At 66.4% G+C, this 11,559-nt stretch carries 8 protein-coding genes; 6 read left to right on the forward strand and 2 right to left on the reverse strand.

Translation table 11 applies throughout. From position 1 onward, the window contains the following. Positions 1-235: 235 nt before the first annotated feature. Positions 236-1,036: a LytR/AlgR family response regulator transcription factor gene (locus tag E5A74_RS02450; RefSeq protein ID WP_206365745.1), complete on the reverse strand. Its 801-nt coding sequence runs from the start codon at positions 1,034-1,036 to the stop codon at positions 236-238. Continuing rightward, positions 1,020-2,192, reverse strand: a complete 1,173-nt coding sequence (locus tag E5A74_RS02455) for a sensor histidine kinase (protein ID WP_166745572.1) — start codon at positions 2,190-2,192, stop codon at positions 1,020-1,022. Before E5A74_RS02455 ends, E5A74_RS02450 begins: the two co-directional genes overlap by 17 nt. Here E5A74_RS02455 and E5A74_RS02460 point away from each other — a divergent pair. From E5A74_RS02460 to E5A74_RS02485, 6 genes are all read left to right on the forward strand, one after another. Next, complete coding sequence (locus E5A74_RS02460) at positions 2,185-2,424, forward strand: hypothetical protein (protein WP_135982488.1); 240 nt, start codon at positions 2,185-2,187, stop codon at positions 2,422-2,424. The two genes, E5A74_RS02455 and E5A74_RS02460, sit on opposite strands and share 8 nt — an antisense overlap. A 266-nt stretch (positions 2,425-2,690) precedes the next feature. After that, on the forward strand, positions 2,691-5,696 hold the full coding sequence (locus tag E5A74_RS02465) for a TonB-dependent receptor (protein WP_166745573.1): 3,006 nt from the start codon (positions 2,691-2,693) through the stop codon (positions 5,694-5,696). 50 nt (positions 5,697-5,746) lie between these two features. Further along, a complete protein-coding gene (locus E5A74_RS02470) occupies positions 5,747-7,306 on the forward strand; it encodes a tryptophan halogenase family protein (protein WP_135982492.1) in 1,560 nt (519 codons plus the stop codon). Next, a complete protein-coding gene (locus tag E5A74_RS02475; RefSeq protein ID WP_135982494.1) occupies positions 7,303-8,844 on the forward strand; it encodes a tryptophan halogenase family protein in 1,542 nt (513 codons plus the stop codon). The genes E5A74_RS02470 and E5A74_RS02475 overlap by 4 nt, the downstream gene beginning before the upstream one ends. Next, a complete protein-coding gene (locus E5A74_RS02480) occupies positions 8,841-9,929 on the forward strand; it encodes a LacI family DNA-binding transcriptional regulator (RefSeq protein ID WP_135982496.1) in 1,089 nt (362 codons plus the stop codon). The genes E5A74_RS02475 and E5A74_RS02480 overlap by 4 nt, the downstream gene beginning before the upstream one ends. Positions 9,930-9,937: 8 nt before the next feature. Further along, the gene (locus E5A74_RS02485; RefSeq protein WP_135982498.1) at positions 9,938-11,542 is read left to right on the forward strand and encodes a GH39 family glycosyl hydrolase; all 1,605 of its coding nucleotides are present in this window, start codon (positions 9,938-9,940) and stop codon (positions 11,540-11,542) included. Positions 11,543-11,559: the final 17 nt, after the last annotated feature.

Genomic DNA, 11,559 nt, shown 5'->3' on the forward strand with positions numbered 1-11,559 from the left:
GACGTGCTAGACAATAGTCAAATAAATACTAGAAGACACTGTAATATATCCTAAACATTCCTTTTACGACAACTAAGTCCTTCTCCGAAATGGATAGAATTGGGGTGCGATCATAGCGGAGCGTGGGTCCTGTGCGGCCCGGGCTGCGCCGAATGCCGGCGTCGCAGGCGCATCACGCTGCCGGCGCGTCGCGAGAGCATGCGAGACGAGTCGGAACGCTGCGCGCGGGAACCGGCTAGAGCGGCTGGCCGAGTATCGCCTCGACCTCGCCGCGATAGGTCCGGCTCATCATCAGCCGGGCGCCGCTCTTGAGCATCACTTCGAACTCGCCGTGCGAGCGACGCTCGAGGAACGCGATCGATCTGACGTTGACGAGGTGCGAGCGGTGGATGCGGACGAAGCGGAACGGATCGAGCCGGCTGGCCACGGTCGCGAGGCCCGCGCGGTAGAGAAACGCCTCGCCTTTCGAATGCACGGTCACATAGACCCCCGCCGCTTCGATCCAGTCGATCTCCTCGGTGAGTAGCAGCCGTGTCGTGTCGCGCGACTTGACGGCGATCCAGTCCCAGATCTCCCCCGGGCTGGCCCGCTTCGCAACCAGCCTGAGCAGCTCCGGACCGAAGCCGTTGGCATCGGCCGGATCGGGCGCGCGGCGATCGTGCAGACGCTCCTTGATCCGCTCGATCGTCCGCTCATAGCGGCGATCGCTGAACGGCTTGAGCAGATAATCGACCGCCTCGGCCTCGAACGCCCGGATCGCGAAATGGTCATAGGCGGTGACGAACACGGTGAGCGGCATATGCTCGGGGCCGATCGCCTCGACGACGCCGAAGCCGTCGAGGCCGGGCATCTGGACATCGAGGAACACGATGTCGGGCCGCGCCTGCCGGATCGTCTCGATCGCCGCGACGCCATGCTCGGCGGTGAGGACCGTGGCGATATCGCGATCGTCGCGCAGCAGATCGGCTATGCGCCGGCGGGCCGGCGCCTCGTCATCGACCACCAGCGCGCAAAGCGGCCTAGGATTCGACGCCACGAGCCTCGGCTCCCATTCTGTGCAGCGGTATTCGGATCGCCACTTCGGTGCCCCCGCCCTCGCGCCGCGCGACACGGAAATCATGGTCGCCCGGTTCCGGATACAGCGTCTGGAGGCGCTCGCGGGTCACGCCGATCCCGAGACCCGCGCAGGTCTCGATCGTCCATTGCCGTGGGAGTCCGACGCCGTCGTCGATCACCGCGATGTGCAGCGCCGCGCCGACCTGCGCCGCCGAGACGACAACCTTTCCGCCCGACATCCGCCCCTCGAGCCCGTGCCGGATCGCATTCTCGACCAGCGGCTGCAGGAACATCGAGGGCACCATCGCCGAGTGCGTCGCCGGATCCACCTCGACGCAGATGTCGATCCGCTCGCCGAAGCGCAGCTTCTGGATGGCCAGATAGTGATCGAGCAGCGCGAGCTCCTGCGCCAGCGTGATCTCCCGGCTGCCCTGGCAATCGAGCGATTGGCGCAGCAGCGCGGCCAGATCCTCGATCATCTCGCGGGCGAGTACGGGGTTGGCCGCGAGCTCGGACGAGATGGCGTTGAGCGTGTTGAACAGGAAGTGCGGCTCGAGCTGCAGCCGCAGCGCGTTCAAATGCGATTCGACGAGGTTCTTCTCGACCCGCGCCAGCTCGACCTGGCTGCCCATGAACCGATTATAATATTTGAAAGTCTGGAGCACGCCGACGATCGCTGCATAGGTGCCCCATCCGCCGAGATAAAAATAGATCGCGAACTCGGTGCTCCTGAGCGGGCTCCACCAGATATCCGGCATCGGATACAGGATGAGCCCGGTAAGATAGGTGTGCGCGAGGCTGAACGGGATGCTCAATCCCAGATGGGCAACCGCGATGCGAACGACGTTCTGCAGGCGCGACGTCAGTTTGCGATCTATCAGCAATATCGCCGGCGTGAGCAGCGCCCATGCCCAGGCGTCGATGAATTTGCCGATCGTTTCGGTCCAGCGGAAACCATCGAGCATGTCCGGAACGGCCTGAAACAGGCCGACGACCGTCCACAGCGCGAAGATCAGCAACGCGGGCATCAACCGCATCCGCCAGCCGTGATTCTCCGCACTTTCGGGGAGCAGGCCCGTCCATGCCCCGAGACCGGCGGCGGGGACGAGCTTGGTCGAGGTGCCATTCATGCGCATCACTATCGATCAATCCGGGTGCCGGTTGAAGAGCCGTGTTGCGGCGCTTGCTCGATCATCAACGCCCCTCCCCTTCGCGATCCTCCTGGCTGCGCGCGCGGTGCGCAGCAACATGGCGGATCCGATCAGCCAAATCTCCGTCGCCACCCGGGATCGGACAAGTCGCGACGGGCGCAATTCATCAAAATGTTACGAAGCGGACCATGGTTTTGCGAAATGGTCCGAGGATTGACGAAGCGGACAGCTCGCCAATATTTACCCCTTAAATCAGTACCTTGAACGCTGGATTCGAGCTGTGGCCGCATAGACTCGGCAGCGAGTTTATGGCCTTTTCCGCATCGTGTGCGCCGATCGGTCCGCCTGCCTTCGGGCGCCGGCAACCGGGAAGCAGCAACCGCCGAAAGAGAGCGGACACGATGGAGAGGGGTGGAAATGGCTCAGAATTCACGACACCGGTGGCGGGCTGCAGCAAAGGGCGGCGCATCGCTTCTCGCATTGATGGGCGCGAGCCTGGCATTGCCGGCGCTGGCCCAGGGGGCTGACCCAGCGGCGCCACAGGCCGCTCCCGCGAGCGACGACCAGAACGACGCGATCGTGGTGACCGGGCGCCGCGCCGCGCTTCAGTCCGCCGACAATCGCAAGCGCAACGCCGAGACGATCATCGACTCGGTCGTGGCGGACGAGGCGGGCAAGCTGCCCGACAATTCGATCACCGAGGTGCTGCAGCGCGTCGCGGGCGTGACGATCGTCCGCTTCTCGGCGCTCAACGATCCCGATCACTTCTCGGTCGAAGGCTCGGGCATCCAGGTCCGCGGTCTCTCGGGCGTGGCGTCACGCCTCAACGGGCGCGAGATCTTCAGCGCCAATGCCGGCCGATCGCTGCTCTGGGGCGATGTGACGCCCGAGCTGATGCAGGCCGTCGACGTCTATAAATCCTCCTCGGCGGACCAGATCGAAGGCGGCACCGGCGGCAGCGTCGATCTGCGCACCAAGCTCCCCTTCGATTATGGCTATGGCATCCATGTCGCGGGCTCGGCCGACATCGGCTTTGGCGATCTCGCGCGGGAGGTCGACTATTCCGCCTCGGGCCTGATCGCCGGCAAATGGTCGACCGGGATCGGCGACATCGGCGTCCTTGTCGACGGCGCGTACAGCCAGTTCACCTCGAACTCGCAATTCTTCCGGATGGAGCCCTATTTCAAGACGCGGATCAACGCGGCCGATTATTTCATCCCCGGCGGCTACGACTATGGCGAGCAGCTGTTCCAGCGCAAGCGCGACGGCCTCTATGCCGCGGCGCAATGGGCGCCGAACGACGACCTGACCTTCACCGGCATCTTCTTCCAGTCGCGCTATCGCAATGTCGGCGACGAATGGGCGTCGTTCGTCACCTCGCAGACGCTCTCGGTCGATCCTGCGACCAGCGAGTTCGATTCGAACAACGCGCTGATTTCATCCGGTGCGATCTTCCAGCGCGATCCGGGCACCTTCCTGCCGAGCGGCAACCCGATCACCAGCGGCGGCACCACCGGGGTGAGCAAGTCGAAGTCGAAGACGCAGGACATTTCGGCGGCGTTCGCCTGGGCGCCGTCGGGCAGCCCGCTCTCGCTACGCGGCAGCTATCAGCACATCAACTCGACCTCGCAGGTCGACAGCCTGTCGCTGTTCCGCGACTTCGCCTTTCCAACCAGCTTCGGCCTCGACCTGACCGGCGATCTGCCCCAGCTGACCACGCCCGCCAGCTTCGCCCAGAGCAACTTCTTCGATCCGGCGCGCTATCAATGGGCGGCGGCGATGCCGCACAACGAGCTCAACCGCGGCGAGATGGATGCAGTCAATCTCGATGCCGAGTTCAAGTTCGGCGACGGCTTCTTCAAGTCGCTGAGCGCCGGCGGCCGTTGGTCGCGGCGGACCGAACGCGATCTCAACAACAGCTATGCCTGGAACGCGCTGGGTCGGGGCTGGAACGGCGATCCGGCCAGCTGCGGCGGATGCTATGCGCCGCAGCTCACCTTCGCGAACGCTGCGGCCGGCGACGTCGAGGTCCACACCTACAAGAACTTCTTCCGTGGAGCGACAACGTTGCCAGGAAACGGCAACTCGCTGTATCCGAGCCTCGCGCTCACCGGCCAGCTCGATGTGGACCTCGTCCACCGCCCTGCGCCGGTAGGGTTCTGCGGTCCGTTCGACTGGGGCAATCCGACCTATTTCGACTGTTCGTCGCGGGGGCCGCTGCAAGCGACCGGCTATGGCAACCCCGCCTATCGTCAGTCGGGCTTCCTGCTGCCGCAGGACCAGACCGACTTCGTGACCGACACGCTGGCGGGGTATCTGATGACGCGCTTCGGCACGCAGGTCGGCGGCAGCGAGCTATCCGGGAACGTCGGCGTGCGCGTCGTCAACATCCAGAACCAGAGCGACGGCTATTTCCAGCAATTCGCCAACACCTTCATCCGCAATGGCCAGGTGACCGTCCTCGCCGCGCGCTCCGCGGTGCGCTCGGAGAGCGCCGAATTCACCCGCGTGCTGCCCGCGGTCAATCTGACCTTCGCGCCGGCTGACGACGTGAAGATCCGCGCGGCATACAACATCACGCTCGACAATGCCTCGTTCCAGGCCCTGCGCGCCGCGGGCGAGCTCGGCGTCTCGACGATCACCAATCCCAACAACCCGCCGGCGCCGGCACCGAGCCTGCCGCCGATCTTCACCAACTTCACCACCACCGCGGGCAACCCGCGGCTGATCCCGGCGACGTCGAACAATTTCGACATGTCGTTCGAATGGTATCCGCGCGCCGGCACCACGCTGCACGTGGCGGGCTTCTACAAGCACATCAAGAATCTGCCGATCTATGCGGTCACCGATCAGCCGGTGACCGTGACCTTCGCCGACGGCACCAGCGAGGACACCATCGCGACCTCCACCGCGGTGCGCAACGCGCCCGAGGCGGCGACCGTGAAGGGCCTCGAGGTCGGCGGCCGCATCTTCCTCGACAATCTTCCCGGCGCATTCCGCGGGCTGGGACTCGAGGCCAACTACACGTGGATCGACAGCAAGAATCCCGGCGATCTCTATCGCGACATCAACGGCGCGGTGAAGAACGACGCGCCGCTCCAGGGCCTGTCGCGGCACAATTTCAACGTGACCTTGCTCTACGAGCACAAGCCGATCTCGGCACGCATCGCCTATAGCTGGCGCTCGCGTTATCTGCAGTCGACCAACTCGAACGGCACCAACCCCACCTATCTGTTCTACAACGGCGCCGGCGCCGCGGGATCGAGCACCCAGATCGCGCTACCGGTCTATGGCAGCGCCTATGGCACGCTCGATGCGGGGGTGACCTTCGACGTGACCAAGAACTTCTCGTTCATGATCCAGGGCACCAACCTGACCAATGCGACGCAGAAGACCTTGATGGGCGGCTATCCCAACGACGCCCTGTACGTGCGCAGCTGGTTCCAGAGCGATCGTCGCGTGCGGATGGGTATCAACCTCGCCTTTTGATCCAAGGGTGGCGGGCCGCCGGGTCCGCCGCCTCCCCTGCCCGAGTGCCCATGACCAACAGCGTGCGAAATGTCGTGATCGTGGGCGGGGGGACCGCCGGCTGGCTGACGGCCGGCTACCTCGCGAAGCTGCTTGCCGCGGATCGGCCGGGCGGCGCCGCGATCACGCTGGTCGAATCGTCGGACATCGGCATCCTCGGGGTCGGCGAAGGCACGTTTCCGACGATCCGCAAGACACTCGCGCGGATCGGCGTGCGCGAGGCCGATCTCGTTCGCCGGTGCGGCGCCTCGTTCAAGCAGGGCGCCAGCTTCATCAACTGGCGGCGCGCGCCGGGAACGCCCGGACGCGACGATTTCCTTCACGCGTTTCAGGAGGCCGATCGCGACGGGCCCGAGCTGCTTCCCTATTGGCTGCTGGGCGTCGCGGGCGACCGCCCGTGGGATGCGGCGAGCACGCCGCAGCGGCGCGCCGCCGATGCCTGCCGCGCGCCCAAGCTTCCTGGCCATCCCGACTATGTCGGGCCGCTCAACTACGCATTCCATTTCGATGCCGGCGCCTTCGCCGAGTTGTTGCGCGAGCAGGGCATCGCCAATGGCGTGACCCATCTCGTCGACACGGTCGACGCGGTCCAGCTCGGCGAGGACGGCGGCATTGCCGGCCTGTCGCTGCGCGCGCACGGACAGCTGACCGCCGATCTCTACATCGACTGCAGCGGCTTTCGCGCCGAGCTGATCGGCAAGGCACTGGGGCAGCCGTGGAAGTCGTGCCGGGACACGCTGTTCTGCGATTCCGCGGTCGCGCTCCAGCTGCCCGATCAGGCGCCCGACGAACCGATCGCCTCTTCCACGCTCGCCACCGGCCAGACGTCGGGCTGGATCTGGGACATCGGCCTCGCCGCCCGGCGCGGGATCGGCCATGTCTATTCCTCGGCGCATTGCGACGCCGATGCCGCCGAGCGCGCGCTGCGCGCCTATGTCGGCCAGGCCGGCGCGCGCCTCGAGACCCGCAGCTTCCGCTTCGACGCCGGCTATCGCGAGATCAGCTGGTACAAGAACTGCGTCGCGGTCGGTCTCTCCGGCTGCTTCTTCGAGCCACTCGAGGCGACCGGCATCGTCTTCTCCGAGGTCGCCGCCGCGCTGATCGCCAACCTCTTTCCCTGGGCCGGCGACTTCGAGACCGCGGCGCGCCAGTTCAACGCGAACATGCGCCGCCGCTATGCGCGCACGCTCGACTTCCTCAAGCTGCACTATTGCCTGAGCGAACGGCGCGACAGTGACTTCTGGAACGACAATGTCGATCCGCGCTCGGTGCCCGACAGCCTGCACGAGCTGCTCGACCGCTGGCGCCATCGGCCGCCCAACGAGCTCGACATCGATACCAATGTCGACATTTTCCCCGAAGCCAGCTGGCAATATGTCCTCTACGGCATGGGGTGGAAAACCGATCTGTCGGCGAAGGCGGGCGTCTACCGGTTCGCGGACGAGGCGCGCGCCGCGTTCGCCGAAGTCCGGCGCCACGGCGAATTTGCCGTCCAGCAATTGCCGTCCAACCGCGCGCTGATCCGCTTCGCGCAAGGCGCCGCATTCGGCGCGGGGGCGCACGCCGCATGACCGGCACCGTGCCCAGGGCACCGCTCGCGCGCATCGTCATCGTCGGCGGCGGATCGGCAGGATGGATGACCGCGGCGGCGCTCGCGCGGCTGGTCGCCGCGGGTACGACGATCACGCTGGTCGAATCGGACGAGATCGGCACCGTCGGCGTCGGCGAGGCGACGGTCCCTCCGCTGCTCGATTTCAACGCCGCGCTGGGCATCGACGAGAACGCGTTCGTCGCGGCCACCCAAGGCACGTTCAAGCTGGGCATCGCGTTCGAGGATTGGGGGCATGTCGGCAACCGCTATGTCCATCCCTTCGGCAAATACGGCCAGCTGACCTTCGGCATCCCCTTCCACCAGATCTGGCTTCGACAGCGTCTTCTGGGCGTCGCCGCGGCCGATCCGGGCCCCTTCGACCACTATGCCATCTCGATCGCGGCCGCGGCGCGCGGCCGCTTCTCGAAGCCGATCGCCAATCCCGAAGCGGTGCTAAGCGGCCTCGCCTACGCCTATCATTTCGACGCCGGGCTCTATGCGCGGTTCCTCCGCGATCGTGCCGAGGCGCAGGGCGTGGCGCGCGTCGAGGGCAAGATCGCCCATGTCGAGAAATCGCCCGACAACGGCCATCTCAGCGGCGTGCTGCTCGCCGACGGCCGGCGGATCGAAGGCGATTTCTTCGTCGACTGCAGCGGCTTTCGCGCGCTGCTGATCGGCGAGGCGCTGGGTGTCCCCTATCGCAGCTGGCAGCACTGGCTGCCGTGCGACAGCGCCGTCGCCGTGCCGAGCGCGACGGTCGGGCCGCCGGCCCCCTATACGCGCTCGATCGCCGAAAAGGCCGGATGGCGCTGGCGCATCCCGCTCCAACACCGCACCGGCAACGGCCATGTCTATTCGAGCGCGCATATCGACGACGATGCGGCGGCGCGCGCGCTCACCGAGGGGCTCGACGGCGCGCCGCTGGCCGATCCGCGCGTGCTGCGCTTCACCGCCGGCCGCCGCGAGAAGCTGTGGGAAAAGAACTGCGTCGCGATCGGCCTGTCGGCCGGGTTCATCGAGCCGCTCGAATCGACCAGCATCCATCTGATCCAGTCGGGCATCTTCCGGCTGATGGCGCTGTTCCCCGACCGCAGTTTCGCGCCCGTCGAGATCGACGCCTATAATCGCTGGCTGATCGACGAATATGAGAATGTCCGCGACTTCATCGTGCTGCACTATCATGCCAGCACGCGCAGCGATTCCGACTTCTGGAACTATTGCCGGACGATGGACATCCCCGACAGCCTCGCCGCGCGGCTCGAGCTGTGGCGCGGCAAGGGGCGCGTCTTCCGCGGCTCCAATTCGCTCTTCACCGAGGAGAGCTGGACCGCGGTGCTGTTCGGTCAGGGGATTATTCCCCACGACGCCGACCCGCTGACCGCCATGCTCCCGGTCGACGAGACCACGCGCTTTCTGACGCATATGCGCACGATCATCGCGCAGGCGGCCGAAGCGATGCCGCGGCACGAGGACTATATCGCCCGGCATTGCGCGGCGGCCCAGCGGAGCGCCGCATGAGCGCGCACGCGGCAGTCGCGCGGCGCGCCACGATCAAGGACGTGGCCCGCCGGGCCGGCGTCTCGATGATGACCGTGTCGCGCGTGCTCAACCGTGAGGCCTTTGTCGCCGATGCGACGCGGGCGACGGTCGAGCGCGCGATCCGCGACCTCAACTATGTTCCCAATTCGGCCGCGAAGGCGCTCGCGCTGACCCGCCACGCCCACCGTATCGCCTTTCTGTTCGACACGCCCAATGCGACGATCCTCGGCGACATGGTGAGCGCCGTGCTGGAGGAGCCGGCGCGCCCGGAGATCCGGCTCACCTTCATGCGCGTCCGCGGCGACGCCGATCTCGGCGCCACCGTCGAGGCGCTCGGCAATCAGGGCGTGCAGGGCGTGGTCCTCTCGCCGCCGCTGTGCGACGATGTGCGGCTGCGGATCGTCCTCGCCCGTGCCGGCATCCGTTTCGTCGCGGCAGGCTGCAGCGATGTCGATCCGGGCTTCTCCGCGATCGGAATCGACGATCGGCGGGCGGCGCATGAGCTGACCCGCTATCTCCTCGAGCTCGGCCATCGCCGTATCGGTCTGATCGCGGGGCATGCGCGGCACCGCTCCTCGACACGGCGCCGCGCCGGTTTCGAGGAAGCCTTGCGCATCTTCGACATGTCTCCCGATGACAGGCTGTGCTGGCAGGGCGATTACAGCTTCGGCACCGCGATCGGCATCGCCGAGCAGGCGCTGTCGATGGAGCCGCCGCTGACCGCGATCTTCGCTTCCAACGACGATATGGCCGCCGCGGTGATCAGCGTCGCTCGCGGTCGCGGCATCGCCGTGCCGCGCGTCCTCTCGGTTTGCGGGTTCGACGACAGCGAGATCGCTCGGATGATGTCGCCGCAGATCACCACGGTCTCGCAGCCGCTCGGCGCGATGGCGGCCTGGGCGGTGGCCCAACTCGCCGGGGAGCTCGACGCGGTCGCCCAGGGCGAAGAACCGGTCATCCGCAAGGTCCTGCTCGAACACAGCATCGCCTATCGCGGTTCGGACGCCCCGCCGCCGGGGATCGATGCTGTTCCCGCCTCGTCATCGGAAAGGCAGACCAGGTGAGCGCCAGCATGTCGATTTCGGTCCGGGCCTTGCGCGCCCTGGCGGCCATCGCCCTCGCGTGCCTGCCGGCGCCGGCGGCCTTTGCCGCGCCGAAAGGGCCTCCCACAGCGGAGCGCCGCATCGATATCGATCTCCGCAAGGCGGCGGGCCCGCTCGACCGGCCGTTCAACTTGTCGGTCGGATCCGACTATCCCGGCACGCTGATCCGCCCCGAAAGCCTCGCCCAGCTCAAGATCGCGGTGGACGAGCTCGGCTTCCGCTATGTCCGCTTCCACGCGATCTTCCACGACGTCTTCCGCACCGTCCGCGTCGAGAATGGCAAGACGATCTACGACTGGACGAAGATCGACCAGCTCTACGACGCGCTGCTCGGCATGGGGATCAAGCCGTTCGTCGAGCTCGGCTTCACCCCGGAGGCGATGGCCAGCTCGCCGCAGACGATCTTCTTCTGGAAGGGCAACACCTCGCATCCCGAGCCCAAGGCGTGGCGCGCGCTCGTCGATGCATTCGTGCGGCATCTGCGCAGCCGATACGGCGAGGCCGAGGTCCGCAGCTGGTATTTCGAGGTTTGGAACGAGCCCAATCTCGACGGCTTTTGGGAGCGTGCCGACCAACGGGCCTATTTCGATCTCTACGAAGCCAGCGCGCGGGCGATCAAGGCGATCGATCCGCAATTGCGGGTTGGCGGCCCGGCAACCGCTGGCGCCGCGTGGGTGCCCGAATTCCTCGACTTCGCGGCGACCCGCGGCCTGTCGGTCGATTTCGTCGCGACGCACACCTATGGCGTCGATGGCGGTTTCCTCGACGAGAAGGGCCAGGACGATAATCGCCTGTCCACCAACCCCGACGCGGTCGTCGGCGACGTTCGCCGCGTGCGCCAGCAAATCGCGGCGTCCAAATTCCCGCGCCTGCCGCTGTTCTTCACCGAGTGGAGCGCGAGCTACAACCCGCGCGATCCGGTGCACGATTCCTATATCAGCGCCGCCTATATCCTGACCAAGCTCAAGGCGACGCGCGATCTGGCGCAGGGGATGAGCTACTGGACCTTCAGCGACCTGTTCGAGGAAGCAGGGCCGCCGCCGACGCCCTTTCATGGCGGGTTCGGCCTGATCAACCGCGAAGGCATCCGCAAACCCGCTTTCTTCGCCTACAAATATCTCAACCTGCTCCGTGGCCGCGAGGTCCCGACCGCCGACCCGCAGAGCTGGATCGGCAGCGCCGAAGGCCGCACCGCGGTGCTGCTCTGGGATTGGCAACAGCCGAAGCAGGCGCTGAGCAATCGCCCCTTCTTCACCCGGCTTCTGCCGGCGCAGAAGACCAGGCCCGCCAAGCTGCGTTTCGCCGGGCTCGCGCCGGGAAGCTATCGCGTCACCGTGCGCCGCACCGGCTTCAAGGCCAATGACGCGCATAGCCGCTATCTGGAGATGGGTTCGCCCGCCTCGCTATCGGCCGCGCAACTCGCCGAGCTGCGCGGGCTGACCCGTGACCTGCCCGAGACGCGGGCGACGGTGCGTGTCGGCAAGGCGGGCAGCTATATGCTGCGCGTGCCGATGCGGACCAACGACGTCGTTCTCGCGCTGATCGAGCCGCTTGCCCGATCCGGGCGCAAATAGCGTCACCGGGAGTGATC

Origin of the sequence: Sphingomonas naasensis (genome assembly GCF_004792695.1) — a bacterium.
GTDB classification, from domain to species: domain Bacteria; phylum Pseudomonadota; class Alphaproteobacteria; order Sphingomonadales; family Sphingomonadaceae; genus Sphingomonas; species Sphingomonas naasensis.

Excerpts from the sequence above, each read along its gene's own strand:
- E5A74_RS02460 (WP_135982488.1), top strand. The coding sequence starts at position 2,185 with ATGCGCATCACTATCGATCAATCCGGGTGCCGGTTGAAGAGCCGTGTT.
- E5A74_RS02455 (WP_166745572.1), bottom strand. The coding sequence starts at position 2,192 with ATGCGCATGAATGGCACCTCGACCAAGCTCGTCCCCGCCGCCGGTCTC.
- E5A74_RS02465 (WP_166745573.1), top strand. The coding sequence starts at position 2,691 with ATGGGCGCGAGCCTGGCATTGCCGGCGCTGGCCCAGGGGGCTGACCCA.
- E5A74_RS02470 (WP_135982492.1), top strand. The coding sequence starts at position 5,747 with ATGACCAACAGCGTGCGAAATGTCGTGATCGTGGGCGGGGGGACCGCC.
- E5A74_RS02475 (WP_135982494.1), top strand. The coding sequence starts at position 7,303 with ATGACCGGCACCGTGCCCAGGGCACCGCTCGCGCGCATCGTCATCGTC.
- E5A74_RS02480 (WP_135982496.1), top strand. The coding sequence starts at position 8,841 with ATGAGCGCGCACGCGGCAGTCGCGCGGCGCGCCACGATCAAGGACGTG.
- E5A74_RS02485 (WP_135982498.1), top strand. The coding sequence starts at position 9,938 with ATGTCGATTTCGGTCCGGGCCTTGCGCGCCCTGGCGGCCATCGCCCTC.